This window comes from Agreia sp. Leaf244 (assembly GCF_001422695.1).
In the GTDB taxonomy this organism is placed as follows: domain Bacteria; phylum Actinomycetota; class Actinomycetes; order Actinomycetales; family Microbacteriaceae; genus Agreia.
Genome location: NZ_LMLX01000004.1, coordinates 288114 through 313316, shown reverse-complemented (window position 1 = coordinate 313316; position 25203 = coordinate 288114). Strand labels below are relative to the sequence as shown.

23 protein-coding genes are annotated in these 25203 nt (G+C 63.7%); 12 read left to right on the top strand and 11 right to left on the bottom strand.

The features are described from left to right. Nucleotides 1–28: 28 nt before the first annotated feature. Nucleotides 29–1135: a histidinol-phosphate transaminase gene (locus ASF06_RS13555; RefSeq protein WP_082500956.1), complete on the bottom strand. Its 1107-nt coding sequence runs from the start codon at nucleotides 1133–1135 to the stop codon at nucleotides 29–31. Between the two features lie 211 nt (nucleotides 1136–1346). On the opposite strand from ASF06_RS13555, the gene ASF06_RS19570 reads away from it, so the two are divergent. Beyond that, nucleotides 1347–2297 carry a hypothetical protein gene (locus ASF06_RS19570; protein ID WP_157439212.1) on the top strand — a complete coding sequence of 317 codons (951 nt, stop codon included), beginning with the start codon at nucleotides 1347–1349 and terminating at the stop codon, nucleotides 2295–2297. Nucleotides 2298–2817: 520 nt separating this feature from the next. Here ASF06_RS19570 and ASF06_RS19230 read toward each other — a convergent pair. Both ASF06_RS19230 and ASF06_RS13535 read right to left on the bottom strand, forming a co-directional pair. Further along, complete coding sequence (locus ASF06_RS19230) at nucleotides 2818–6330, bottom strand: SIR2 family protein (protein ID WP_082500955.1); 3513 nt, start codon at nucleotides 6328–6330, stop codon at nucleotides 2818–2820. A gap of 431 nt (nucleotides 6331–6761) precedes the next feature. Next, on the bottom strand, nucleotides 6762–8336 hold the full coding sequence (locus ASF06_RS13535; protein ID WP_162237710.1) for a DUF6119 family protein: 1575 nt from the start codon (nucleotides 8334–8336) through the stop codon (nucleotides 6762–6764). Nucleotides 8337–8511: 175 nt separating this feature from the next. On the opposite strand from ASF06_RS13535, the gene ASF06_RS13530 reads away from it, so the two are divergent. After that, the gene (locus ASF06_RS13530) at nucleotides 8512–8886 is read left to right on the top strand and encodes a hypothetical protein (RefSeq protein WP_235501013.1); all 375 of its coding nucleotides are present in this window, start codon (nucleotides 8512–8514) and stop codon (nucleotides 8884–8886) included. 43 nt (nucleotides 8887–8929) lie between these two features. Here ASF06_RS13530 and ASF06_RS13525 read toward each other — a convergent pair whose 3' ends face one another. Continuing rightward, complete coding sequence (locus ASF06_RS13525; protein WP_055948067.1) at nucleotides 8930–9589, bottom strand: response regulator transcription factor; 660 nt, start codon at nucleotides 9587–9589, stop codon at nucleotides 8930–8932. Next, entirely contained in the window at nucleotides 9586–10770 is a 1185-nt protein-coding gene (locus ASF06_RS13520; RefSeq protein WP_055948063.1) for a sensor histidine kinase, read from the bottom strand. Before ASF06_RS13520 ends, ASF06_RS13525 begins: the two co-directional genes overlap by 4 nt. A 188-nt stretch (nucleotides 10771–10958) precedes the next feature. Here ASF06_RS13520 and ASF06_RS13515 point away from each other — a divergent pair, with 188 nt between their 5' ends. From ASF06_RS13515 to ASF06_RS13505, 3 genes are read left to right on the top strand one after another with little or no spacing between them, the layout of a single operon-like run. Continuing rightward, nucleotides 10959–11531 carry a hypothetical protein gene (locus ASF06_RS13515; protein ID WP_055948060.1) on the top strand — a complete coding sequence of 191 codons (573 nt, stop codon included), beginning with the start codon at nucleotides 10959–10961 and terminating at the stop codon, nucleotides 11529–11531. A 2-nt stretch (nucleotides 11532–11533) separates the two neighbouring features. Beyond that, complete coding sequence (locus ASF06_RS13510) at nucleotides 11534–12976, top strand: dihydrolipoyl dehydrogenase family protein (RefSeq protein ID WP_055948057.1); 1443 nt, start codon at nucleotides 11534–11536, stop codon at nucleotides 12974–12976. A 47-nt stretch (nucleotides 12977–13023) separates the two neighbouring features. After that, a complete protein-coding gene (locus ASF06_RS13505) occupies nucleotides 13024–13338 on the top strand; it encodes an EthD family reductase (RefSeq protein ID WP_055948054.1) in 315 nt (104 codons plus the stop codon). 92 nt (nucleotides 13339–13430) lie between these two features. Here the strand turns inward: ASF06_RS13505 and ASF06_RS13500 are convergent, their stop codons facing one another. Beyond that, nucleotides 13431–14090 carry an FMN-dependent NADH-azoreductase gene (locus tag ASF06_RS13500; RefSeq protein ID WP_055948050.1) on the bottom strand — a complete coding sequence of 220 codons (660 nt, stop codon included), beginning with the start codon at nucleotides 14088–14090 and terminating at the stop codon, nucleotides 13431–13433. Between the two features lie 125 nt (nucleotides 14091–14215). Between ASF06_RS13500 and ASF06_RS13495 the strand changes: the two genes are divergently transcribed. After that, nucleotides 14216–14653: a winged helix-turn-helix transcriptional regulator gene (locus ASF06_RS13495; RefSeq protein ID WP_082500953.1), complete on the top strand. Its 438-nt coding sequence runs from the start codon at nucleotides 14216–14218 to the stop codon at nucleotides 14651–14653. A 15-nt stretch (nucleotides 14654–14668) separates the two neighbouring features. On the opposite strand, the gene ASF06_RS13490 is transcribed toward ASF06_RS13495, so the two are convergent. Next, nucleotides 14669–15589 (bottom strand): zinc-binding dehydrogenase, encoded by a 921-nt coding sequence (locus ASF06_RS13490; RefSeq protein WP_235501012.1) that lies wholly within the window; start codon nucleotides 15587–15589, stop codon nucleotides 14669–14671. A gap of 126 nt (nucleotides 15590–15715) precedes the next feature. Here ASF06_RS13490 and ASF06_RS13485 point away from each other — a divergent pair, with 126 nt between their 5' ends. Continuing rightward, on the top strand, nucleotides 15716–16321 hold the full coding sequence (locus ASF06_RS13485) for a TetR/AcrR family transcriptional regulator (RefSeq protein ID WP_235501011.1): 606 nt from the start codon (nucleotides 15716–15718) through the stop codon (nucleotides 16319–16321). Between the two features lie 90 nt (nucleotides 16322–16411). Here the strand turns inward: ASF06_RS13485 and ASF06_RS13480 are convergent, their stop codons facing one another. Then, nucleotides 16412–16912, bottom strand: a complete 501-nt coding sequence (locus ASF06_RS13480; protein WP_162237709.1) for an SRPBCC domain-containing protein — start codon at nucleotides 16910–16912, stop codon at nucleotides 16412–16414. Nucleotides 16913–16987: 75 nt separating this feature from the next. After that, nucleotides 16988–17842: an SDR family NAD(P)-dependent oxidoreductase gene (locus ASF06_RS13475; RefSeq protein WP_055948040.1), complete on the bottom strand. Its 855-nt coding sequence runs from the start codon at nucleotides 17840–17842 to the stop codon at nucleotides 16988–16990. Between the two features lie 173 nt (nucleotides 17843–18015). Between ASF06_RS13475 and ASF06_RS13470 the strand changes: the two genes are divergently transcribed. Then, nucleotides 18016–18879 (top strand): helix-turn-helix domain-containing protein, encoded by an 864-nt coding sequence (locus ASF06_RS13470; RefSeq protein WP_055948036.1) that lies wholly within the window; start codon nucleotides 18016–18018, stop codon nucleotides 18877–18879. A 104-nt stretch (nucleotides 18880–18983) separates the two neighbouring features. Next, complete coding sequence (locus ASF06_RS13465; RefSeq protein ID WP_055948033.1) at nucleotides 18984–20891, top strand: ABC transporter ATP-binding protein; 1908 nt, start codon at nucleotides 18984–18986, stop codon at nucleotides 20889–20891. Between the two features lie 68 nt (nucleotides 20892–20959). On the opposite strand, the gene ASF06_RS19730 is transcribed toward ASF06_RS13465, so the two are convergent. After that, nucleotides 20960–22000, bottom strand: a complete 1041-nt coding sequence (locus ASF06_RS19730; RefSeq protein ID WP_055948030.1) for a hypothetical protein — start codon at nucleotides 21998–22000, stop codon at nucleotides 20960–20962. Nucleotides 22001–22165: 165 nt separating this feature from the next. Between ASF06_RS19730 and ASF06_RS19725 the strand changes: the two genes are divergently transcribed. Both ASF06_RS19725 and ASF06_RS13450 read left to right on the top strand, forming a co-directional pair. Further along, nucleotides 22166–22459, top strand: a complete 294-nt coding sequence (locus tag ASF06_RS19725; protein ID WP_162237708.1) for a Dabb family protein — start codon at nucleotides 22166–22168, stop codon at nucleotides 22457–22459. Nucleotides 22460–22578: 119 nt separating this feature from the next. Continuing rightward, a complete protein-coding gene (locus ASF06_RS13450) occupies nucleotides 22579–23799 on the top strand; it encodes an MFS transporter (RefSeq protein ID WP_055948024.1) in 1221 nt (406 codons plus the stop codon). A 14-nt stretch (nucleotides 23800–23813) separates the two neighbouring features. Here the strand turns inward: ASF06_RS13450 and ASF06_RS13445 are convergent, their stop codons facing one another. Continuing rightward, on the bottom strand, nucleotides 23814–24227 hold the full coding sequence (locus tag ASF06_RS13445; RefSeq protein ID WP_055948021.1) for a MarR family winged helix-turn-helix transcriptional regulator: 414 nt from the start codon (nucleotides 24225–24227) through the stop codon (nucleotides 23814–23816). Between the two features lie 47 nt (nucleotides 24228–24274). On the opposite strand from ASF06_RS13445, the gene ASF06_RS13440 reads away from it, so the two are divergent. Next, complete coding sequence (locus ASF06_RS13440; RefSeq protein ID WP_235501010.1) at nucleotides 24275–25057, top strand: alpha/beta fold hydrolase; 783 nt, start codon at nucleotides 24275–24277, stop codon at nucleotides 25055–25057. Nucleotides 25058–25203 lie beyond the last annotated feature (146 nt).

Below are 25203 nucleotides of genomic sequence, written 5' to 3'. Positions count from 1 at the left end.
TGAACCCTCTTGTCTTTCGCTTGTATGGCTACGCTATCGGGTGCGTCGACGGGCCATCTGAGAGGGTTGCGACAAGCTTTGACGAGATAGCGATGAGTTTCTCTACAGATTCGTGCTCGCCGATCGAAATCCGCACGCCTTCGGGGTGGAATGCGCGCACGACTATTCCATTTTCGGCATATACCTGTGCAGCGTGTGCAGTGTGCTCTCTGGTGGGCAACCAGATGAAGTTTCCCTGCGGCTTCGGAGCGTCCCAGCCCTGGTCGATGAGGGCGACCCAGAGGTCGTCGCGGCGCTTGGCGATGTCCGCGACTCGCTCGTTCAGTTGAACGTCGTCGCCCAGGCTGACGACGGCGGCGTGCTGCGCCTGATCGGTGATTCCGAGAGGGATCGCGGTCGTGCGCGCGGCCTGCAGGATGGCAGCCGGACCGATGCCGTAGCCGACTCGAAGGCCGGCCAGCCCGTAGGCCTTGGAGAAGGTACGCAGCACGACGAGGTTCGGGTACTTGCCCAGCAGCCCTTTGCCGTCGACCGCGTTGTCGTCGGTGACGAACTCGCGGTAAGCCTCGTCGAGAATCACGAGCAGGTCGCTGGGAACGGCGTCCATGAACTCGGCGAACTCGTCTTTGGTGACGATGGTTCCGGTGGGGTTGTTGGGGCTGCACACGATGATCAGTCGAGTGCGCTCGGTGATCGCGTCGAGCATCGCCGGCAGGTCGTGCCGGTGATCGTCGCTGTTCTCAACCTTGACGCTGACGGCCCCGGTGAGTGTGGGCATCCAGGGGTAGGCCTCGAACGACCGCCACGAGTAGACGACCTCGTCACCGGCGCCGGCGGCGGCCTGCACCAGTTGCACGAGAAGCGATACGGACCCCGCCCCGATGATGACCTCGTCGGCGCTCACGCCGAACCGTTCGGCCAGCTTGGCGGTGAGGTCGGGCGCGGCGGCATTCGGATAGCGGTTGAGCGAGGCGCTCGCCTTCTCGACGGCCTCGAGCACCCCGGGCAGCGGCGGAAAGGGGTTCTCGTTGCTGGAGAGCTTGAACCCTCCCTCTATAGAGGTGCCCTGCTTGTACGGCGGCAAAGCGAGGATTTCGGGGCGCAGCTTGACGGGGGGAATGGAGGAGTCACTCACTGGGTCAGTCTATGTTGCGGGATGAAAGCTCGTCTGTCTGGCTAATCTGACCAGCTTCATCGCGAGCACAGCGCCGTAGAAGACCAGTTGTGTAGGTGCGATTTATCCCTCGGCTTTCCATCACGACGAGCGAAAAGGACCGGCTATTGATCCGCGAGCCGTTCGCACCCCACGTGCCGACATGATTGACTTAGGTTGACTTGGGGGATCTGTGTTCGCGAGCGTTTTACCGGGAATTCGGGAGCTTCGAGTTCCCCTAGCATCGGGTTTTCTGTGGCTCACCCTGGCCTGGGTTTGGGTTGGTGCCTTCATCCCTCGTCCCGAGGACGCGGAGCCCGGAGGATTGATTGATCAGTTTTACCGCCTGGCAGACGCCCTCGGCAATACGGTTGTTCTTGCGGCCATAGTATTTACCGCTTACTTGCTCGGCATCCTAATGCAGTTCTTTCAATTGAATAACTTGAGGATATTGAGACGTTTTCGGAGGAGCGGAAGTAATTTAGCAGAACTCAGAGCCACGCTCCGCCGCCGTGCAGCATTGCTTTTGGTTGACTTGGAGGGGATGGAGATACTCCTCCATGCACTCACATACAACCCTGACCGGCGATCTTCCCGTCAAGAAGATGTTGAGTTCGAATCACTGAGTGGTGGAATGCCAGTCAATGATGTCGACCCCAGGCTCCTTCTTGAAGACGCACAGGCTGACACGATCAGACTCATGACACTGCGGGTACTTGAAGACATACCCATGACCGCTGTGCAACTACAAGTCCAGCAAAAGGATCTTTTTGGCGACTATGATCGCGCTCAGGCCGAGGCTGATTTTCGCTTGGGAATTGCGGTGCCACTTGGCCTGGTTATCTTGGCGATCGGCGTGACGTTCATCGATGTGGAGTGGTGGGTTGCCGTGATCGGGGGACTTATCGGCGCGCTGGTCACCAGCGTCCTTGTTTTTCGAGGATTGCAGAAACAGTCCGAGGCGAATGACATCATCCTTCGTTCCATCATCATTGGAGCTGTCGAGGCGCCTGTATTCACTCTGATTCAAGAAGCTCTCGATTTGAAAGCAAATCCTTCCATGGTCGACGAGATAAGGCGCCATAAGACGGTTCGACCAAGAAGTACCTGGCAGCGCCTCCGTCGCCGCTTCAAGGCCGAATAATTCCTCGGGGCTGACTTGCCCATGATCACTGGTCATGAGGCACTTCTAGTCTGCGGGCTGCATAACCTCGAATCGTCCAGCCAGCTCATGCAGATCTGGGCGTCGGATATTGCAATCCCACATTCTCGAATAACCGGTGCGTGATAGCGGCGTGCACGTTATTGGCATTATTCAAGAACGTGGAAAGGGATTCAGCATCTCCCTGTCTTATCTGCGGCACGGGGCGAAGTCCAACACGAACAATCTCCCTGCTTACGTCTCTGGCCTGCCACTTGGAATTCTCTCCCGGCATGCAGCCGAACTGCGTCGCTAGCCATAACATCACTCGTTTCTTCGATATGAAAAATATCCTCAACATTAAATGAGGCCCGCCGGGGCCCATGCGTCGAAAAGCGCGATGATGACGAGAGGAAGTTTGGCGTTGAACCTCGATGCTGCGCGGGGAGTGGATGCGCCAATTGACAAGCCACCCTACGAAATCGTTCTGTGGCTGATTCAACAGCTAAGCCCTCTCCAGTTCCTAGAACACCCTCGTAGGACCTACGCCACTTTCTGTCGCGGCATCAATGAGAGGCTGAGCAAGAGCGCCAAGTGCCGACTCAAGATCCTCAATGAGGTCGCGTACCTCCTGGGCCAGGATTCCGCTGATTGGAGCCGAGTTACGAATCCGTTCGGACAAATGAAGAACAAGCTCTGGGCCAAAAGCACTTAGGGCGACTCGTGGAATCTCGGGAGCCTGGTAATGGTCCCCGAGTCCTATAGACCTTCCATGAACGAGTTTTATGGCTTCGGGAACACGCTCCTCGAGAAAGGGAATGCAGTCTAACCATCGCGCAAGTTCCTCCGGCTGAGCGTCGCGGGGAAGGCCAGCCAGCCGGCCGTACAGATGGTCGCGAAGCCACCGGTCCCAGACCTCCGCCACAATGACACCCGGAGACTCAAGCAAACGAACAACCGCGGAAGCGAAGTGAGCGGCATGAGATCCGTTGTTCGCCAGAACCGCAGCGTCAAGGAGCTGCTGCCTGTCAACCTGCTGTATCCCACCGAAGCTCACCACGGCTGCAACAAAGTCATAGAACTGATCAGCGAGACCAAGTCCATCCAATTCATCTAACCAGTTCCACTCCATGATTGTTGCTTCTAGGAGTCCTGCGCGAAGCATGCGGTCGTCCGTCCGTGGGTGATACAAGAAACTCCCCCACATTTGAAGCGAAGAAGACTCTTCGCCAAAAAGGGGCAAGATATGCAATTCAGCGAAATCTGGGTCGGCCGCAAACAGGAAGAATATCGAGCTAGCCATCGCTGGACGCGTGGCTTCGAGGGTCGAAGGTGGGCCAGACAAGATCGCCACAAGCGCAGAGGATTCGTCTGCGTTTAGGCCTCCCCACCCGTCTCGATCTTGTCGCCACCGTCGATCGATCTCAACGGTCCAGAATGACACCAAATGTCCCGGCCAAGAATTCAGGGCCAGAGACGACGGCGACGAATTCGTTGGGTGTTCAAAGTCCGTCTTGTACTTGATCCAGACAGCCCGCGCCAGTTCCCGCAGCGCAACGACCTCGGTCGTTTCATCCCCGTCAACCAGCTTTTCAATTCGGGAGAGGAGGAATCTACAGATGGCGTCGACCGATTCTTTTTTCCCTAACATCGACGAGATCAAGGCGGTGACAGGGGCCGCGTTCTCATTCAGGTCCGCCCGTTCCCACCCCGCGATGATTGAGTTCCTCAACCCCACGGCGCGTCCTTCTAGATTCGACCGCTCGTTCACAATGTCCCACATTCGGGAGCCTAGTTCGGGACGAGCCTCAACCACTTTCTCGACTACCGCGAGGGCGTCATCCCAAGTTGGTGCGTCGAATCTGGGGCCTGAGTAGTCCCCATCGACGAGGTCGGTAAAGGACTTGGAAAGATCATTTTCAGCGTCTTCAATGAAAGCGCGCGGGTCGATTGGTAGGTGGCCGCCCGAGCTACCGCTTGATATCCAACTGGTATGGTCCGGGTGTTCCCGAACCTGGAAGTCCGGATTTGCCGCCTGCGCCTTCTCAAATTCATTTTTGGCTTCAACCCAGCCAGGCAAAGCCTTCGTGAACCAAGCTAGTAGGTCGTACGACGCTCGCGCCCGATGCAATTCTTGCTCTGGCCGGTTGACTTGAGGTCTGGGACCGAGCAACGCAACTGTCAGCACCTTCTGGAGCAGCGGAACGCTAGCGTCAGGTAGAACGCTATGGAGCGCGCGAAAGACTTCATGCTTCTCGTTTGCTGAATAAAGTAGATCTCTTTCTAATAGCCAGACAATTTTTTCGTCTGCGCGCCTGAACGTATCGACTATGACGAGGTGAATAGCGAGCCGACGAAAGAGGACTCTACGCTGTGCCCACCAGCGCTCTGGTAAGTCTCGAACGACCGGGAGGGCCTTGAATCCAAAATCGCGCAAAGCATCAATAATCGCGTCGTCCAGGTCACGGCGAGAATCCTGTGGGTGATCTTCCACAGCCGATCGTCGAAAGCTAAGAAGGTCAAACTTACGATCTCCGTGGTAGCCCTCAAGCAGGTCGTATGCCTGGTTAAGGGCATCCTCCAACAATGAGCCAAGCACCTGATCCCCGGCATCCGTCTCCGCAATTGCTAATCGAAGGTGCGCGCTAATTGTGGCGTATCTCGTCCGCCAGCTCACCACGGCATCCGGAGGAGCTGTTCTGTCTTCTTTTTTCGGATACCAACTCGCTTTTAGGTGAAGAACCGGTCGGAGAGCTGCCCTGATCGTGTTGAGATTTTCGGGGCGCCCCGTAGGCCGGTGAGGCATCATTAGGCCAGGATTCGGCGGGGTTGAGTATCCATCGATGGACGTTGAGAAGAGTGTTTTCCATTGACGGCCCGCCTCCTCATCCGCTCGAGATAGGTGCGCGATAGACCACAGGACTGCGTTTATGAGGACAGGGGATAGTCGCTGCCCCAGCCGCTGAATGGTCTGCAGCGCAGCCCCATGCAAGTCGGGGTCAACGACGAAATGACCGAACCAGTCGGCGAGAACGCTCGTCGGTTCGTCCACCGCCCCGCCGGCAAAAAGTGCTTTGAATTGGGGCTCGCCTTCGGCCCACTCTAGCCAGTCGACCGTATGTGCAAGCCTGGCAAAATCGTTGGCTCCGTCTATCGTTCGTAGACGTCGAACAACGTAGTCACGATCAACGGGCGTCATCGTCGGGCCACCGTCAACGATGTCACGCATTTGCGCACTGTGATCCAGCAGGCCCATCCTCGCCCGCACGTTCCATGCGTCGAGAGCGGCCAGCAGGGCTGAATGATCGCCGCCCGCGCTCGGATAGGAAACTGGCTGAATACCGAGATGACTCCATTTGGCATCGTCGGGCTTGTGGGTCAGAACATACCTCTTGGTTTTCGACGGAAGCCCCAACGACAGATAACGCATTATCGGATCGTCGAGGCTGTAGCCAATAAAGAGAACGGTGAACTTCTCGAACATCCGTTGTAAGAACCGTGTGGCCCATGCATCGGTTAGGTAAGCCCGGCCAAAGTCACGGTCGGTCAGCACAAGGTCTCTTGCTGCGCGCGTCGTGGAACCATGCAGATGAACCACTCCGGAGAATCTGTCACCCAACGGCAGGGCGGGACCGATCCATCGGTCGCCGAGGGCAAGGCCTTCCGAATCAGCCGCGGAGGTGATGTGACTATCAAAGTTCGTCGTAACGATACGTGCGGGGCCGATCGCCGAGGCAAGACGAACAAGAGCTCTGTGAGTCGCGTTTGGGGCGGAGCTAGGTGGAGCAATAAGCCTAAGCGCGTGAGAATGTACGTCGAAGTTGTTGGGCATTGAACCAAGGAACAAGTCAATTGCGATGTCCTCGTCGAAGGAGACTTTCGCTGCGTCGGCGAGGTCGCTTGCCAACTTCGTAAATGAAGGAAGGTCCGAGGGAGAATCTATCGAGGCTCCGGCCCCGACAAAAAATACGAGTTTGCCGGCCGCATGGGCTTCTACGACCCCACCGGGCAGGTCTACGCCTTCCGTTATGAACATATTGCGCTCCGACCAGTAGCTGAGTGAAGATCAAGGCTAGCGTTTAGGCCAGGCCGGGTGGCGCCCGGATTTCTCGCCGAACGTTTAGGCCCACTTGCTGGCGGGCTGGACACGGTGACTCTTGAAAGATCGTGAGACATCCCCACCGCGTAGAGGAGCTCCGGCACACCGGGCGGCCACATTTGGACCCCTGCGATGGAATGATCGGGATGCAGCCCCGTCCGAAACGTGAATGCCTCCAGTCGCACCCGATTGAGGGCATCGAAGTTAGTCATCACCGGCACGGCGCTGGCCCCTCGAATTGCCGCGTCAGCGCCATGCCGGAGTGATGCAGCATCCCTCGCCGTACGTGCCATCCGGTGTGAATTCGCCGTCGTCCCGACACTAAACGTGGTCGCCGTCAATCTTGGCAAAGTCCCGTTCGTTCAGATTCAAGTCACGTCAACCCTGCTAACTGAGACAACAAACCCGAGATTCGAGAGTTGCTTGCCGGTCTGCATCAAGTTCAGCTTGCTGAAGAATGGCAGCCAGTCATGGCCCTCACGTGCAGAGTTGGCAATGATTACGTAGGAAATCTTGTACGACGATCCAGCGACAGCATTGTCCCCACCTGGAATCAGGTCGAGCCAACCTTGTCGATCAGCCTCAGGAACCGCGGCCTCAATGATCGAGCGGATCTCCTCTCTAAACACTCCATCGCCCAGAAACGTCGTCGCGGAAACCAGACCCTGAGCGAAGAGATGGCTGAGAGTGGACGAACGAGACTTGCGCTTGACATGAATGAACTCGCCGCTTGACGAAAGCACGTCGCAAAGTTCAATGCCGCTGGCGGCGCCGCCTGGTCGCTTTATCTTGGCATCGAGGAGAAGCAAATTCTCTGGTTCTGATGCGGCGAACCGAGTGTTGTAAACCTTCTCGATCTCTCCACCGATCGCCGAGATTGCCTCGGTCTGAGGGGCGGAGAGTCGGTCAACATAAGAGTTGACGTCCGCCACCAAGGACTCACTCACTGCGAACCAACGACCCTCGATCAAGACGTGAAGTAGGTTCTCAATTCTCTGTTCACTCACGAGACACTTGTAGAGCGTCCAGCGATCATCAAATTCAGGAGCACGACTGAAGCGGACGGATACCCGCCGGCTCTTTAGCAGGTCAACAGTGATGGCATCGGGATCGCTGAGGTTCTCGAGGTACGCGTCTAGATCAAGATCGTCATACTCCGTCGATGAGGTCCCGGCGACCTTGAATACGTCCACGTCCTCCCATTCCAGCGTTTCTGGCATCGCGAGATGGGTCGACGAGGTGTCTCCGGTTCGCAGTTGGTCAACTAGGAGTTCGTTCAGATTGGCGACCACGAGTTGATCTTCAACAAGAGATAGATGATCGATCCATTCAAAGTTCTCTTTGTAGGTTTCTTCGCCGTAGGCGGCTAGAAGCTTCTCGCAGAGGCCGGGCAAATCCCTCACCTTCACGTCGGCGTTTATTACCAGAGCATCCGAGCCAGACAGGCGCTTTGCAAGCTGCGTATCGCGTGGTTCACCGGTGACGGCTCGCAATATGTCGCGTGAGACATCGACCCCGAAGGTGGGAATCTCCGAGCTCTTGCTCACCTGTGTTGCTTTGGATACGATCATGTCTTCGAATGTCTTGGTGTCAAGACTCCGTATCTGGCGTGGATCGATACGATTTAGGGCAACTCGTAGCCCGAAACGGTGCTCGATCTTCGACTGATCGAGCAAACTACGCCCGTAGCCGAAGGTGAATGCGAAGAAGCTCTCCGCCGCTTTCAATATGAGTAGCCCTGAAGCTGAGGACGTCGTCATGTTCTGGAGAGAGCCCGCAAGTGCTGGACTGACATATGCGACCCACGGGGCTTCCTTCGCCGAGCGCGCACGACTGTAAAACGCACCCTCAAGCCCGCCGGTGAGGGGCCATTCATCACAGGGCTTCTCCGGGTCCAACGCATCGGAAGCTGTCTCGATGTCGCGAAGTAGATATACCGTCAAACGATGCATTGTCATCTTTGAATCCCGCCGCTTCTCGCGATAAGGGGTTTATCGCCTCCCTATGAGAGTGATTGACCTAGCTCAGGTTTCACGCAGGAAATCAGCAGGATCCGCTCAAGATTGAATGAAACACCGAGCACCGCCTCGAGATCCGCACCTCGGCCCGCCACCTAAGTTGGGCATCGCCCCCTCAAAAAATCGCCATGAGCATGAAAAGCGCTGCCTGGAGCTCGCCGTACAGATCTCGCGCGCCGAAGACGGCACGCACGGATTCTCCCGGGAGTCCGTGCGGCGCATCCTGACGTTCGCGGTGCCCTACCGGGCCAAGCTGGTGATCTTCATCGCGCTCTCGGTCGTGGGAGCCTTCCTCGCGGTCGCGACTCCCGTGCTCGCCGGCCAAGTGGTGAACGTCATCGTCGTGCGGAGCGCGTTCAACACGATCGTGTGGCTCGCCGTTGTCATCGCCCTTGTGGCCGTGGCCGAGGCCGCCGTGTCACGGACGCGTTGGTACTCGGCGCGGATCGAAGACAATATGCGTCAACCTCGATAGGGCCGCGACTTCAGAGCGGCCTGCATTGTGGACGCGTCAAGATTCACGGGTACAACCCTGCCCGGAACGTAAACGTCACCAGCTGCGCCCGGTCCCTCGCTCCGACCTTCGTCATCGCCCGCACCGCGTGGGTCTTCACCGTGAACGGCGACACCGACATCTGCGCCGCGATCTCGTGGTTGTCGAGGCCGCTCGCGACAGCCACGACCACATCGCGCTCGCGCGGTGTCAAAGCGGAGAACCGCTGAAGCAGCTCTTTATCGATCGCGGCCGGCGGGCTGTCTGTCATGTGGCCGATCAGCGCCGCCGTCGCCGCAGCCGACAGAGCTCCCCCACCAGCAACAACCTCAGCGATTCCTGCCACCAGCTCAGCAGGGCTGACCGTCTTACTCAAGAATCCGTTCGCCCCCGCGCGCAGCGCCGCGAGCACGATCTCATCCTGATCGAACGTCGTCAGAACGATCACGCGCAACCGAGAAGCCGGGTGCTCCCTGCGGATCCGCCGCGTCGCCTCGACGCCGTCGATCCCGGGCATCCGAATGTCCATCAGCACCAGATCCACAGCGTTGGCCCGCAGAAACGCGGGCACCTGCAGCCCGTCAGAGAGGTCCCCGACCACCACGAACGTGGGGTCGAGCAGCAGCATCGAGCGAATGCCCGCCCGCATGTCGTCTTGGTCGTCGACGATCAGAATGTTCGTCATGCGAGCTGCGCTCCCACCGGGTTGAGCACGGCGCTGACGCGAAAGACATCGTCAGCAGACGACACCAGAAGCGTCCCGCCGCACGACTCCACGCGCTCCCTCATTCCGACCAGCCCGAGGCCGCTGCCGGCAACGGCACCCCGCAGCGTGTGGCTGATCCGGTTCTCCACCTTCACGTGCACCCGCCCGTCCGATTCATGAACGGAAACGACCGCCGCTCCCTCACCGTGCCGGTACGCGTTCGTCAACGCCTCCTGCACGATGCGATAGACCGTCACTCCCACGACCGGGCCGGCCACGGCATCCGGAACCGAGACCGACGCCGTCACCTCGAGACCGATGCTCTCGAACGACTCGACCAGACTCTCGAGGGCGCCGAACGACGGAGTCGGCCGCAGGGCGTCGTCGTCGGCCGCAGCGTCGCCCCGACGAAGCAGGTTCAGGATGCGTTGGGTTTCACTCACGACGTTGCGCGCGTTCGAGCGGGCCGACTCCAGGGCCTGCCGCGACGACACCGCCTCACCGGGCAGGCCGATCTCGGCGACCCCGAGGTTGACGCTGAGCATCGCCACCTGGTGTCCGACCACGTCGTGCAGGTCGCGGGCGATGCGCAGGCGCTCCTCGGTGACGCGGCGCTCGGCCTCGATCTCGCGGGTGGCGGATGCCTGACGGGCCCGCTCCTCCACAGCCAGCCAGTGCTCTCGCGCGAGACGTAAGGCAGCGCCCGTCGCGCCGCCGCCAATGGCAGAGAAGAGGGCCGCGGTCGCAACGACTGCACCGCCGCGCATGTCTCCGACGGTGAACAGCGCGGCCAAGAAGACGAGGGCGACGATGGCTGTTCCGATCACGGGGCGCTTGCCGCGCAGGGTGAACGAGAACAGCACGAGCACGGCCATCATCCAGACCGAGATGCGGTTCTCGCCGACGGCCGCGACCGCGAACGACGCGGCGCTCGTCACGATGAGGCCGACCCACGGCATCCGCCACGAGATCGAGACCCCGGCACCCGCGACCAGCACGCCCGCGAGCGTCACGGCATCCGCGCCCTGAATGGCCATGACGATGAGCTGGCCCACGAAGACGAGCCCGGCCACCACGTACGCGACGAGGTGCAGCGTGCCGGGGCGGCGAATCCAGAGGGGAGCCCGGGCGGCGTCGACGACGTTCTCTGCTGTGCTCATGTGTCGAGTCTGGCCCTCTGACGAGGCGCTGTGTACTTCGTTCGAAGTAGACGGCGGGGGATTGAGCCGACCCGGCCGAGATTGCCCGCCGAAGTAGTTCAAACGAAGTACATGGCCCCTGTCAGCGAAGCGAAGACTGCTCAGCGAGGCAGCCGCCCCACTCTTCATCGCTTGAGAACAGGATCCTGATGACAACCACCACGCCCACCACCGAGACCGCCACCGTGGCGTCGTCGCTGCGAAAGCTGTACTTCGTTCGCTTCGCCTTCGCCGTCGTGTGGGCGGTGCTCATGTTCGTCACGGCGCCGAGCGCCGGGGCAGCCCTCGGCTTCGCGACCGTCGCGCTGCTCGTGCTGTATCCCCTCTTCGATGTCGCGGCGGCCGTCGTCGACTCCCGCTCGAACCGCGGAACCGGCGCCACCCCGCTGCTCTACATCAACATGGCGCTCAGCCTGCTGGCGGCCATCGGCCTGGCGATCGCAGCGGCATCCGGAACGCCCGCCGTGCTCGTCGTCTGGGGAGTGTGGGCCATCACCGCCGGAGCTGTGCAGCTGATCGTCGCTCTGCGCCGCCGCGCGCTCGGCGGCCAGTGGGCCATGATCCTCTCGGGCGGCATCTCGGTGCTCGCCGGCGCCGGAATCGCCTCGATGGCCGCCGGCGCATCCGCCTCGGTCAGCACCGTCGGCGGCTACGCCACCCTCGGCGGCATCTTCTTCCTCGTCTCGGCCCTGCGCCTGGGCCGCGCCGCGAAGGGCCTGTAGTCATGACGAACCCCACCTTCGACGTCATCATCATCGGCGCCGGCCCCGTCGGCGAGAACGTGGCCGACCGCGTCGTGCAGGGCGGGCTCACCGCCGCCATCGTCGAGCGCGAGCTCATCGGCGGCGAGTGCTCGTACTGGGCCTGCATGCCTACCAAGGCTCTGCTTCGGGATGCCGCTGCCCTGCGCGCCGTCGCTGCCCTGCCCGGCGCCGGGGCCGCGGTCACCGGCGACCTCGACGTGTCGGCCGTGCTGCGCCGCCGCGACTCGTTCGCCTCGCACTGGAAAGACGACGGCCAGGCCGCCTGGCTCGAGAGCGCGGGCGTCACGCTGTTCCGCGGCGAGGGCCGCATTAGCGGCACCCGGCAGGTTTCGGTCGTAGACAGTTTTGGTGCTTCTCAGACACTGGATGCGCGCCACGCGGTCGTCATCGCGACCGGGTCGAGCGCCCGCGTTCCCGAGGTGCCCGGCCTGGCGGCCGCACGTCCGTGGACGAGCCGGGAAGCGGCATCCACCCCGACCGTGCCCGAACGGCTGGCGATCATCGGCGGCGGAGTCGTGGGCGTCGAGATGGCGACCGCGTTCTCGGCGTTCGGAACGGCCGTGACGATCGTCGCCCGTGACGGGCTGCTGCCCGCCATTGAGCCGTTCGCCCGCGAATTGCTCACCGAGTCGCTGTGTGCGAAGGGGGTGTCGCTGCATCTGTCGACGGAGCCGACGTCTGTCACTCGCCATGACAGCGGGCTCGTGCACATCGACCTCGCCGATGGAACGGCTGTGCTCGCCGATGAGGTGCTCGTGGCCACGGGTCGGATGCCGAACACGTCTCGCCTGGGTGTGGAGAGCGTCGGACTCACGCCGGGCGACTGGCTGACCGTCGACGACGCGCTTCTCGTGCTTCGCGACGGCGCGCCCGTCGAGGGCGCGTGGCTGTATGCGGCCGGAGACGTGAGCCGGCGCGTGCTGCTGACACATCAGGGCAAATATCAGGCCCGGATCCTCGGCGACAGCATCGTGGCCCGCGCTCAGGGCGCGGCACTGGATGCCACGGCCTGGGGACGTCACGCCTTCACGGCCGACGATCTTGCCGTGCCGCAGGTGATCTTCGCAGACCCGGAGATCGCATCCGTCGGATTGACCGTCGCCGAGGCCACGAGGCGCGGGCTGCGTATTCGCGCCGTCGAGTACGACCTGGGCGCGGTAGCCGGCGCATCCCTGCACGCCGACGGCTACACCGGCCGAGCCGGAATGGTCGTCGACGAGGATCGCGGCGTGATCGTGGGCTTCACCGTGGTCGGGCCGGATGTGGCCGAACTGCTGCACGCGGCGACCATCGCGATCGCCGGCGAGGTGCCGATCGACAGGCTGTGGCACGCCGTGCCCGCCTACCCCACGGTCAGCGAGGTCTGGCTGCGACTGCTCGAGACCTACGGCCGGAAATCCTGACCCTCTTCCCCCTCACCGCTCAATCCAACAGAAAGAAGAAGAGAATCATGACTACCAAAATCACCATCATCTACGACAACCCCACCGACGCCGGAGCCTTCGAGGCCGGCTTCGCCGAGTCAGAGCAGCTCGAGCTGGCCAAGGCGCTCCCCGGTCTGCAGCGCCTCGAATCGTCGAAGGTCTGGCCCAAGGAAGACGGCAGCCCGACGCCGGCCTACCGCCTCGTCGACCTGTACTTCGCCGACTACGACGCCGCGTCGGCTGCGGTCGCGACTCCCGAGGCGGCGGCGTTCTTCCCGACGATCTTCGGTATCGCGAACGGAGGAGTTCGGATCACCTTCGCCGACGTCGAAGAAGGCTGACCTCGGCGTGATCTGAGGCGAGAGCCGCCGGCCCGGATCGGCGGCGGCTCTCAGTACCTCTTTGCTACACCTCTCCTGCGGCCCGGGTGCGCTCAGGCGGCACGCGGCTCGCGTGCGAGGGCCAGCGAGCGCCCGTGGCGCACGGCCTCGCCTTCGGCCAGTCTCTTCAGTTCGTCGGCCAGCTCGGTGAACTGATCGAGCGCGGGGTTCACGCCGACGAGCGTGAACTCACGTGTCACCACCTCGAGGTCGAGCTGCAAGACGTCTTCGAGGATGCGTCGCATCCAGGCCGTGGCGTGGTCCCATCCCTCCTTGGGGGTGCCGGCGGAGTAGTTGCCGCCCTGCACCGTCACCAAAACGGCGGGCTTGCCGGCGGTCGCCGGTTCTGCGCCCGGCGCCATACGGGGATCGGTCAGCACGAGGTCGACGTACGACTTGAAGTGCTGCGAGACGCCGAAGTTGTACAGCGGCACCGCGAACAGCAACGCGTCAGCCCCGGCCAGCTCGTCGGTCAGCACGCTCGCGAGGTCGACTGCCGCCGACTGCTGCGGTGTGCGCTCGGACTCGGGTGTCATCGATGCGCCCACGGCGTCGGACCAGGCGGTGGCCGGCAGCGGCTCGGCGCCGATGTGTCGACGGGTGATCGCAGATCCGGGGTGGGTCGCGCTCCACTCCGCCTCCACGATGTCGCCTAGGGCGCGGCTTGTGGAACCCTCGGTGCGGATACTGGCGTCCAGGCGGAACAGTGACATGACACTCCTTGCGATCGTTCCCGGGTCGAATACCCGGGCTATAGTTACGATGAGTAACTCTGCAGGCCGGGCTCCCGTTACCGCAAACGATCCCCCGTTACCCGGCGGTAACCGAAGGAGAACGGATGGCCCAGACGACAGCCGTCGACGCACTGCAGGCCCGACTCCTCGAGTCCATGCCCACCATGGCCGAGCTCTGCACGAGCCACGATCCCGACCTGTTCCGATCGCTCCTCTCTCGCATCGGAGACAAGTGGACCCTGCTGGTGATCGGGGTGCTGGGCGATCAGCGGCAGAGATTCACAGAGCTGTCCGACACGATCCCGGGCATCTCCCGCCGGATGCTCACGGTCACCCTGCGCGCACTCGAGCGCGACGGCCTCGTGACACGCACCGTCTACGCAGAGGTTCCGCCACGGGTCGAATACGAGCTCACCGCACTCGGCCGATCGCTGCAGAGCGTCGTGCTCACCCTCGGCGACTGGGTGAGCGAGCACCAGCACACGATCGCTGACAACCGCCGCGCCTTCGATGACACCGCCGACCTTGCCGACGCCCGCTGAGACCTGACCTCGGCGTCACGGCACGAGAACGATCCGGCCGAAGACCGATCCGGCATCCATCTGCCTGTGCGCCTCGGCGGCCTGGTCGAGCGAAAGAACCTCGTGCACGACCGACAGCAGCCGTCCGTCGGCGGCCGCCGCGAACTGCTCGGCACGCACCTGGTCGAGCCGCGGCGCGGGAACGGTGTCGAGGCTGAACGTCGCGATTGAACGCGACTTCTGAAACGCGCGCAGCAGCTGCATTCCGAAGTCGGCGGGCGGCATGCCCGCCGCCACACCCACCACGACCATGCGGCCGTTCGGTTCGAGCCTGTCGATGAACGCCGGCATGTGCTCGCCACCGACGACGTCGAAGATGACGTCGAAAGCGCCGGATGCTGTGGGGTCACCATCTCCGGCACGGTCCAGCACGTGGGTTGCGCCGAGGTCGCGCAATCGTCGTCCGCGCTCCGGGTTCGACGAGGTGACCGCGACGACGTCGGCGCCGCCCTGGGCTGCGAGCTGCACTGCGGCGATGCCGATGCTGCCGGCCGCGCCCCGGATGAGCACGGACTCGCCGGCTGCGAAGTGCGCGTGGGCGAGCCCGAAGTGCGCCACGGGTGCAGCGCTTCCCAGCGTGACCGCGTCGACAGGCGACAGCCCATCCGGAAGCGGCACGACGTTGCCGATGCTCGCGACCGCCCGTTCGACGTAACCGCCGCCGGTGCCGGTGAAGGCCCACACGCGGCGGCCGATCCACGATGCGTCTACATCTGCGCCGACCGCGCTCACGACGCCCGCGACTTCGCTGCCGGGGATGTGGCCCTCGGTGAATCCGTAGCCGCCGAGAGTGCCTCGGCGAATCACGGCGTCCACCCCGCCCACTCCGATCGCCGAGCTGTCGACGACGACCTCGTCGGCGGCCGGCGTCGGGTCGGGTACGTCGATCAGGGCCATTCCGGATGGATCTCCAAAGCTCTGGATTGCTACCGCTCGCATCATGTCTCTCTTCGTGCCGTCGTGTTTCGCGTTACCCTTGAGAACGTAACGGACGCCCCCGTCCACTTGACGGAAGTGAGAAATGTGGCCGAGCAATTGCCTCATCCTCTGCGCTCCGACGCCCAAGACAACCGCGACAGGGTTCTGGATGCCGCGCGCGCCCTGTTCTCGGAGCGCGGGCTCGACGTGCCGATGCGGCTGATCGCACGCGAGGCCGGAGTGGGCCCTGCCACGCTCTATCGCCGGTTTCCTACGAAGCAGACACTGATCGATGAGGCCTTCATCGACGAGCTGGCGGCCTGTCGCAGAATCGTCGAGGAGAGTTGCGCAGACACCGACCCGTGGAGAGGCTTCACCTCTGCCATAGAAGGGCTGTGTGTCTTGAACGCCCGCAATCAGGGCTTCGTCAACGCCTTTATGTCGGCCAACCCCGAGGCCGATACGTTCACCGAGCATCGAATATCGCTGCACCGCCAGCTCTCCCACTTGGCCCAACGGGCCAAACGAGCGGGCGCATTGCGGCGCGACTTCGTGATGGACGACCTGGTACTCGTGCTCCTCGCTGGCCGAGGGTTGTCCTCGATTCTGCCCAGCTCGCGAGAAGCGCGCGCCCGCCGCTTCGCTTCTCTCGCAATCGATGCCTTCCGCGAGCGCGGTGCGGAACTGGTCGCTGCGCATCGGCCTCGCTAGATCCTGCTCGCCGAGGAGGCTCGACTCGCCGAGGAGGCTCGACTCGCCGATCGGCTCACCCCACCACTGGCATCAGCCGGGCGTGGTCGTTCAGATCGCCCCGAGTTCCCTTCGATCGAGGTCTGGGAGTACTAACCGGCGAAAGCTCTCGTGCAGCTTCCAGAACTGCGAGGTGGGCAGCGGATCACCCTCGACGGCCGCTTCGAGGAACGTCAGATGGGTCATCCACCCGGACTCGTACGAGCTGGCGAGGTCGCCGAGTTGCTCGTGAGCGAGTGTCAGAAGCGTGCCCTCACCCTCGCTAACGATGGCGACGGAGACCTTCGAGGGCGCCTCGTCCGGAAACTCCCACGTCATCACCAGACGATGCGGTGCAGCGGCGTCGAGAATCTCGCTTCGAGACAGGGTGCCGTCGCCGTGGTCGACCACGAGACGACCACCCGCCCTGACGTCGCACTCGACCGGAGAGCCGAGCCACTGCGGCAGCACCGTCGGGTCGAACCACGCCGACCAGACGGTCTCGGGCGGCGCCGCGATCGCCCATGCGAGGGAGACGACGCCGCCAGAGCACGACGTGGAGGAGAGGGGCATCTGCGCATCCATTCTTTTGGTCGTCAACCCGCCCGACGTTGCAGGCGGCCGCCACCCACAGACTATGCGCCCAGCTCAGACCTGCGGGATGTCGGTCGTGACGGCCAGAGCGCGGCCCTTCTCGACCTCGGCCGTCAGCGCCGCCAGGGCACCCTCCGCGATGGCGAGTGAGTCCGATCCGAGCAGTTGATGCAGCGGCGCGTCGCCCGTTACAGCGAGGCTGATGATCGCAGCCGCCGCCTTCGCGGGATCGCCGAGCTGGGTGCCGGGCATCGCCTGGTGTGCCGCTGTCATGTCGCGGATGGCGGTGTAGCCGTCGGCGGCGCGGCCGGGCAGGCCGAGCGACTGCGGCTTGAGGAAGTCGGTCTGCATGTAGCCGGGCTCGACCAGATTCACCTTCACGCCGAACTCCGCGATCTCCTGGGCGAGCGAACCGGTGAGTCCCTCGAGGGCGAACTTTCCCGCCGAGTACAGGCCCCAGCCGGGGAAGGTCGTGAGTCCGAGGATCGATGACACGTTGATGATGTGGCCTTGTCGTGCACGGCGGAAGTCGGGCAGCACGGCGCGCAGCACGTTCCACACTCCGAAGATCTGCACGTCGAACATCTGGCGCACCTCGGCGTCGGTGATCTCCTCGACCGCGCCGAGGAATCCGTAGCCGGCGTTGTTCACGACGACGTCGAGGCCGCCGAAACGGTCTTTCGTCGCCTGCACAGCGGCCGCGACCGCGGCCTCGTCGGTCAGGTCTACCTCGATGGGCAGCAGGCGGCTGGTGTCCGTCTGGCCGAGTGCCCCGGCGAGGCGTTCGAGCGAGCGGGTCGTCGCAGCGACGTTGTGTCCCCGCTCGAGCAGCTGCGTGACGAGTTCGAGGCCGAGGCCGCGAGAGGTGCCGGTGACGAACCAGGTGCCGGTCGATTCGGAAATGCTCATGGTGATGACTCCAATCAGAGATCGTGGAGGGCACCGGATGGCGCCTCCATTCGATCGTCGGGCAGCACGCCGCCTCATCGGAGCGCATAGCAGGGCCGCCTTCTCCTGGGACAAGTGAGGCTAGGACTCAGCGACCCATGCGGGGGTGCAGAGGTAAGTGCCACACTCGAAATGTGGCCGATACGAACAGGGAGCTCGCCGATTTCCTCAAGCGCGCCCGCAGCCAGGGCGACCCCCTGCGCGCCGGACTGCCGACAGACGGACGCGTGCGACGCGTGCCCGGTCTGCGCCGCGAAGAAGTCGCCCTGCTCGCGGGCGTGTCGACCGACTACTACACCCGCCTCGAGCAGGGCCGAAAGATCACCCCGTCGCCCGGTGTTCTCGACGCGATCGCCCGCGCCCTCGATCTCGACGAGATCTCACGGGCCCACCTGCAGAACCTGATCGGCACCACCACGGCTCGCCCCTCGCGGGCAACGCCATCCGTGCAGCGCGTCAGACCCGGACTGCATCAGTTGCTCGATGCCCTGGAGAACCAACCCGCGATGATCCTGGGCCGGCGCATGGACATCCTCGCCTCCAACCCTCTCGCTCGAGCCCTGTTCTCGGACTTCGACGCCCTGCGACCCAGAGAGCGCAACTACGCCCGATGGCTGTTCCTCGACAGCGCGGCCCACGAACTCTTCGTCGATTGGGATGCGCAGGCTCGCGCGGCCGTCGAGAGCCTGCGATTCGCGGCGGCCGGCCATCCGGATGATCGACTCACCATCGACCTCGTCGACGAGCTGGCGCAGGGGAGCGGGGACTTCCGCCGGTGGTGGGCAGAACACCGGGTGTACCAGCGCACCTTCGGCACCAAACGCCTGCGGCATCCGATTGTCGGCGAGCTGTCGGTCGACTACGAAACGCTGACCCTGCCCGGCGATCTCGACCAGACTCTCTTCATCTACACGACCGAGCCGGCGACCAGTTCGCGGCAGGCGTTGGACCTGCTGGCGAGCTGGATTCAGCCCGCGGTCGCGGGTCGCGCGGAGTGACGAGTCGCCGCAGGAAGTGAGTCACTCGGGCAGCATTCACGGCGGCGGACATCCGGAGCGGGACCGGTCACGTAGGTTGGCATGGTCCCTCGGAAGGAATCGCCATGAGCATGGAAAGCGCTGCCTGGAGCTCGCTGTACAAGATCTCGAGCGCCAAAGACAATAAGCACGGCTTCTCGCGTGAGTCCGTGCGGCGCATCCTGACGTTCGCGGTGCCCTACCGGGCCAAGCTGGTGATCTTCATCGCGCTCTCGGTCGTGGGTGCCTTCCTCGCGGTCGCGACTCCCGTGCTCGCCGGCCAGGTGGTCAACGTCATCGTCGCGCGGGGCGCTGTGAACACGATCGTGTGGCTCGCCGTCGTCATCGCCCTCGTGGCCGTGGCCGATGCGGGTGTGTCACTCGTGACTCGCTGGTTCTCGTCGCGAATCGGCGAAGGCGTGATCCTGGATCTGCGCACCGCCGTCTTCAACCACGTGCAGAAAATGCCGATCGCGTTCTTCACGCGCACACGAACGGGCGCCCTCGTAAGCCGCCTCAACAACGATGTGATCGGCGCTCAGCAGGCCTTCAGCGGCACACTATCTGGCGTCGTCACGAACCTCGTGGCGCTGATCCTCACGCTGGTCGTGATGCTCAGCACGTCCTGGCTTGTGACCCTGCTCGCCGTGATCATGCTGCCCATCTTCCTGATCCCCGCTCGTCGCATGGGCAGTCGCCTCGCCGCGTTGCGTCGTGAGGCCGCCGATCACAACTCCGCCATGAGCACGCAGATGACCGAGCGCTTCTCGGCCCCCGGCGCCACCCTCGTCAAGCTGTTCGGAAGGCCGGACGAGGAGGCCGAGGAGTTCCGCGTGCGCGCCGCCCGTGTGCGCGACATCGGAGTGCGCTCGACGACGCTGCAGTTCATCTTCGTCACCGCACTGACGCTCGTGTCGGCTCTCGCCCTCGCGCTCGTCTACGGACTCGGCGGCTTCCTCGCACTCGCCGGCCAGCTCGACACCGGCGACGTGGTCACCCTGGCGCTCCTCCTCACCCGCCTCTACGTTCCGCTGACCGGCCTCGCGAGCGCCCGAGTCGAGATCATGAGCGCGGTGGTGAGCTTCGAGCGCGTCTTCGAGGTGCTCGATCTCGAACCGCTCATCCAGGAGAAGCCCGACGCCGCATCCGTGCCCGAAGGCCCGGTGTCGGTCGAGTTCGACGATGTGCGCTTCGCGTACCCGTCCGCCGACAAGGTGTCGCTCGCATCCCTCGAAGAGGTGTCGACACTCGACACCCGCGGCGGCGAGGAGGTGCTGCACGGCGTATCGTTCAGGATCGAGCCGGGGCAGACCGTCGCCCTCGTCGGAACATCCGGTGCCGGCAAATCGACGATCGCGCAGTTGCTCTCACGCCTGTACGACGTCGACAGCGGCGCCGTGCGCCTCGCGGGCATGGATGTGCGCGACGTCACGTTCGCCTCCCTGCGGCACACCCTGGGCATGGTGACCCAAGACGGCCATCTCTTCCACGAGACCATCCTTTCGAATCTGCGTCTCGCGAGACCGGATGCATCCACCGACGACGTATGGGACGCCGTGCGTCGCGCACGGCTCGAGCCGCTCATCCGGTCGCTGCCCGACCAGCTCGACACCATGGTGGGAGAGCGCGGCTACCGACTCTCCGGCGGGGAGCGCCAGCGGATGACCATCGCGAGGCTTCTGCTCGCCCAGCCGCGCGTCGTCATCCTCGACGAGGCGACGGCGGCGCTGGACTCGACGTCGGAGGCCGCCGTGCAGGCAGCGCTCAGCGAGGCGCTCGAGGGACGCACGGCAATGGTCATCGCACACCGCCTCTCCACCATCCGCAGCGCGGACCTGATCCTCGTGGTCGAGGACGGCTCGATCGTCGAGCGCGGCACGCATGACGAACTGCTTGCTGCGGGAGGGCGGTACGAGGAGCTGCACCGCACGCAGTTCGCGGTGCAGAAGAACGTTGCGGAAGAGGAAGAAGCGGTGAGCGGGAGCTCGTTGTAGCTATCAACGCTTCTGCGGGACGCCCTCCGCGATCTCCTGCGCGAGAGAACCGATGAGTGCCATGGCGTTTACTTCGCCCCGGGCAGCGTGCAGTCTGGACCGCTCATCTGTCCTGGTGAGAGGACATCCAGCACCGAGACCGACCACCACTGGGGCGTGTCATCGCACAGCTCCCGCGAGGTGACATCGGCGGCGGAGACGAACTGCGCCGTCCCCCACGGGTCGGGAACGAAGACCCCATTCGAGCCTTGCATGAGTACGAAACCCGGCTGGGCGGGAGCCTCGTCGATTGAGACCAGTTCGAGCGGCGCGAACCGGATCGGCTGGGTCAAGATGTTGATGCCGAACAGTGTGATGAACCCAATGATGCCGACGAAGGCGAGCCGGGTGACTGACTTCGACCGCGGCTCCCTGATGACAACCGTTCGCGCGTTCCACTCCTCGGCGACCGCCGCAAACGTCTTGGGTTCGGGTTCGATTTCGATTTCCTGCTCGACCTGGGTCGGCGGCGCAGAGCCGGGAGAAACCAGCCGAAGCATCGCGCGACCCTCCGCCCAAAGGGAGCGTAGGCCGGAATCGATGGGCGGCGTGGCCCGCTGCAAAACCGTCTTGACCGTTTCTGGGGTGAGCGGTGTGTCAGGTTTGCGGTACCCATGAAGCACGGTGATTCCGACCACAACGAGTACCACCACGAGTCCCGCCAGCAGTACCCATGGTGCCGTGCAGAAAATCACGGCACCAAGCATCGCCACCACCGCGGCGCCGACCACCCTTGTCCAGAAGTTGTACTCGGAGTCGAACACCAGAGGCATTGCCGCCACCATGATTCCGACCATGATGTAGATCGCGAGATTGAGCAGCACGACCACGAGCAGGCCGCCGAATGTGAGATTCTGGGCCACCGCGACAGCGAGCCCGACGTCTCCACGCACCTGCACGAAGAGGTTGATCGTAATCACGAGCACACCGATCAGGGGCAGCCTGGTCAGCGCGTGTTTCACGAATGTCGCCCGAACGCCCGCGTGCTCCCGTGCCTCCGCAGCGAGATCACGGGCCGGCCGCACCCGGGCGGCTCGTGCTCGCGCGTTCGCGGGCGTGTCATCGTTCATAGGTCCATCCCCCCGAGCGCGAACATCCTTGACCTGACGCCGTGGCTCAACGCTAGGGCACAGAGGGGTCGCCGTCACTCCCTGAAGGGATCGGGCGAGGAATCGCACCGCACCCCGTTCGCCGTGCAGGAAGCACTGCGCCCGTTGGGAGGCGATGATGTATCCATGACTGTCACCCACATTGTTCTCGTACGTTGGTCACCAGACGCAGACGACAGGCAGCGAGAAGAGGTTCGCGCACGCGTCCGCGCGTTGCAACACCTCGTCGACGGAGTCATGTCTCTCACCGAGGGGCCCTCAACGAGTCCTGAGGGTCTCGAGCACGGCTTCGACTACGGCTTCGTCGTGACCTTCGTCGACGAGGACGCCCGCGACCACTACCTTCCGCACCCCGAGCACGTGCCGGTGGGGAGACTCATCAGAGAAGCGGCTGCGGAGGTCGTGGTCTTCGACATCTAGCGAGCGGCGTGGGCACGACGCTGACGGCCCGCAACATCGCCGACATTCCTGCTGGTGAATGCCGCGTGCGTTATTGCTGTCGCCTGAGCAGCTCGTCGACACGACCCTAGACTCGCAAGATGCCCGACAACCACCGCCTTCCCATGTGGGCGGGACGCACGGCCGCTCTGCTGGGCATTGTGCTCGTGGCATTCACCTTGCGCCAGGCGGTCGCGGCGATATCGCCGATCATCGGCGACATCCGCGTGGACATCCCGATCTCGAACATCGACGTCGGGCTGCTCGGAACGCTGCCGCCCGTGCTGTTCGCCGTATCCGGATTCATGGCGCCACGCGTCGCTCGCGGCCTCGGAATCGACGGCGGCATCGTGCTCGCTCTGGTGCTCATGACTGCGGGCCACCTCGTTCGCTCTTTCGCGTCGTCGTTCGAGGTGCTGCTCGTCGGCAGCATCATCGCGTTCGCCGGCACGGGCATCGGCAACGTGCTCTTACCGTCGATTGTTCGCCGGTACTTTCCCGACCGGGTCGCGTTGCTGACAGCTCTGTATGCGTGCATCGTCGGCGTGAGCACCGCGCTGCCCGCCGCTCTCGCGGCGCCGATATCCGGTCAGTTCGGATGGCGCTTCTCACTCGGAGTCTGGTCTGTCACCTCGATCATCGCGCTCGTTCCGTGGGTCGTGATCATTGCCAGGGAACATCGCCGAGGACTCTCGGATTTTGCCGCCATCGATTCACCATCGCCCTCCCTGATCACGCGCTTATGGCGGTCGCGCGTAGCCTTGGCGATCACGGCGCTGTTCTCGACGAGCACGATCTGCACTTATGCGGCCTTCGCATGGCTGCCTGAAATCCTCGGTGACATCGCCGGGTCGACGCCCACGGAAGCCGGTCTCCTCCTCGCCCTGACCGGTGTCGTCAGCGTGCCCGGCGCACTTGTCGCACCCCTCCTGGTCGCACGACTTCGCAACGTCGGCTGGCTGATCGCCGCGGGTATCGCGAGCTTCGTACTCGGTTACCTCGGGCTGCTCCTCTTCCCCGAATCGCTCACGTTGCTATGGGTCCTGTTCATAGGCGGCGGTTCGATACTGTTTCCGATCAGTCTCGTACTGATCAATGCGCGCACCCGTACACACGAGGGCACAGTCGCGCTCAGCGGCTTCGCCCAAGGTGTGGCGTACGCCCTCGGCGCGCTCGGTCCGCTGCTCGTCGGGCTGCTGCACGACGCGAGCGGCGGCTGGACCGTGCCGCTGCTCTTTCTGGTCGCCGTCGCAATGGTGGCGTGCATCCCGGCGATCACACTCGCACGTCCCGCGTTCCTCGAGGACCAGCTCGCGCGATAGCGCCGGGCGACACCCTACTGTTCGTGCACGAGCCTCTTCAGAACACGCTCGAGCGTGGAGCGTTGCTCCTCGTCGAGAGGGGCGAAGAGGTCTTCGAGCACGTGCGCGGCGACGCGGTGCCCGTCTCGCAGAGCATCCCGCCCCGAGTCGGTCAGGGCGTGTTCGATGCGCCGCCCGCGCCCCGCTGTGCGCAAGATGAACCCTCGGTCGACGAGTCGGTTCGCCAGTGTGCCGAACGCCTGATCGCTCTGAAAAGTCGCCACCGCCAGATCGTGACCGGATGCGCCGGGCATGCGGTCGATCGCGCGCAGTGCGTCCCACTGCACCAGGCTCACCCCGACTTCGTGCAGGGCTGCATCCATCGTGCGGTGATTGCGGTACTGCGCCTGCTTGATCGCCTGCCCCAGCAATTCCAGATTCGTCGTCATCGTGTTAGCGTATCAATACCAGTACATAAACATATTGAGATAGGTACATGATGACTCCCTCACTCCCCCAAAACACGACCATTGTCGAGTCCGGCGATCCGGATGCGCGCACCGCGTTGGTGCTGCACGGCGGCGGCGGCCCCCAGACCGTCGCGCCGATCGCCGGCCACCTCGCCGCGACCATGCACGTTCTGACCCCGACCCACCCGGGATGGAACGGCACGAGCAGACCCGACGACATCGCATCCGTCGCCCAGCTCGCAACCGCGTACCTCGAAAGCCTTCTCGAGCGCGGCGAGCGCGACGTCGTGGTGGTCGGGTCGTCGATCGGCGGCTGGATCGCACTCGAGATGGCAATCCAATCCGCAGCCGACGATCGCTACGCCGACCTGATCGGTGCCGTGATCGACATCGACGGCGTCGGCGCCGTGGTCGAGGGCGAGCCGGGGGCGGACTTCTTCGCGCTCGATGCCCGCCAACTCGCCGAGGCGGCCTGGCACAACGCCGAGCTCGGATACCGGGACCCCACGACATTCACCGACGAACAGCGCGCCATCCAGCAGTCCAACGGCGAGACCATGGCCGCCATCGCGGGTCGCGGCATCAGCGACGCGACACTCCTCAAACGCCTCGACGCGATCACCGTACCGACTCTCGTCGTGTTCGGCGCCAGCGACCGCATCGTCACGCCCGCCTACGGCCAGGCTGTCGCTCGCGCCATGCCCGGCGCAGAGTTCGCCGTGATCGCCGACGCAGGACACCTCCCCCACCTCGAGGCGCCGGGAGCGACCTGGGCGGTCATCGACCCGTTCGTGATCCGCATCCGGTGAGACTCCGTCGGTGTCGACCCGCTCCAGTCGATCTCCAGGCCCTGCTGTTGCGCGCCGAGCCGCCTGGCGACCGGTCATACCTCGAGCACTAGGGTCGATTGAATGCTGCCATGTTCGATTCGAGGATCCCGGTCGCTCGGCTTCTG

Coding starts and splice junctions, on each gene's coding strand:
- ASF06_RS19230 (WP_082500955.1), bottom strand. CDS start 6,330: ATGTTCATAACGGAAGGCGTAGACCTGCCCGGTGGGGTCGTAGAAGCC.
- ASF06_RS13525 (WP_055948067.1), bottom strand. CDS start 9,589: ATGACGAACATTCTGATCGTCGACGACCAAGACGACATGCGGGCGGGC.
- ASF06_RS13520 (WP_055948063.1), bottom strand. CDS start 10,770: ATGAGCACAGCAGAGAACGTCGTCGACGCCGCCCGGGCTCCCCTCTGG.
- ASF06_RS13515 (WP_055948060.1), top strand. CDS start 10,959: ATGACAACCACCACGCCCACCACCGAGACCGCCACCGTGGCGTCGTCG.
- ASF06_RS13510 (WP_055948057.1), top strand. CDS start 11,534: ATGACGAACCCCACCTTCGACGTCATCATCATCGGCGCCGGCCCCGTC.
- ASF06_RS13505 (WP_055948054.1), top strand. CDS start 13,024: ATGACTACCAAAATCACCATCATCTACGACAACCCCACCGACGCCGGA.
- ASF06_RS13500 (WP_055948050.1), bottom strand. CDS start 14,090: ATGTCACTGTTCCGCCTGGACGCCAGTATCCGCACCGAGGGTTCCACA.
- ASF06_RS13495 (WP_082500953.1), top strand. CDS start 14,216: ATGGCCCAGACGACAGCCGTCGACGCACTGCAGGCCCGACTCCTCGAG.
- ASF06_RS13490 (WP_235501012.1), bottom strand. CDS start 15,589: ATGGCCCTGATCGACGTACCCGACCCGACGCCGGCCGCCGACGAGGTC.
- ASF06_RS13480 (WP_162237709.1), bottom strand. CDS start 16,912: ATGCCCCTCTCCTCCACGTCGTGCTCTGGCGGCGTCGTCTCCCTCGCA.
- ASF06_RS13475 (WP_055948040.1), bottom strand. CDS start 17,842: ATGAGCATTTCCGAATCGACCGGCACCTGGTTCGTCACCGGCACCTCT.
- ASF06_RS13465 (WP_055948033.1), top strand. CDS start 18,984: ATGAGCATGGAAAGCGCTGCCTGGAGCTCGCTGTACAAGATCTCGAGC.
- ASF06_RS19730 (WP_055948030.1), bottom strand. CDS start 22,000: ATGAACGATGACACGCCCGCGAACGCGCGAGCACGAGCCGCCCGGGTG.
- ASF06_RS19725 (WP_162237708.1), top strand. CDS start 22,166: ATGACTGTCACCCACATTGTTCTCGTACGTTGGTCACCAGACGCAGAC.
- ASF06_RS13450 (WP_055948024.1), top strand. CDS start 22,579: ATGCCCGACAACCACCGCCTTCCCATGTGGGCGGGACGCACGGCCGCT.
- ASF06_RS13445 (WP_055948021.1), bottom strand. CDS start 24,227: ATGACGACGAATCTGGAATTGCTGGGGCAGGCGATCAAGCAGGCGCAG.
- ASF06_RS13440 (WP_235501010.1), top strand. CDS start 24,275: ATGATGACTCCCTCACTCCCCCAAAACACGACCATTGTCGAGTCCGGC.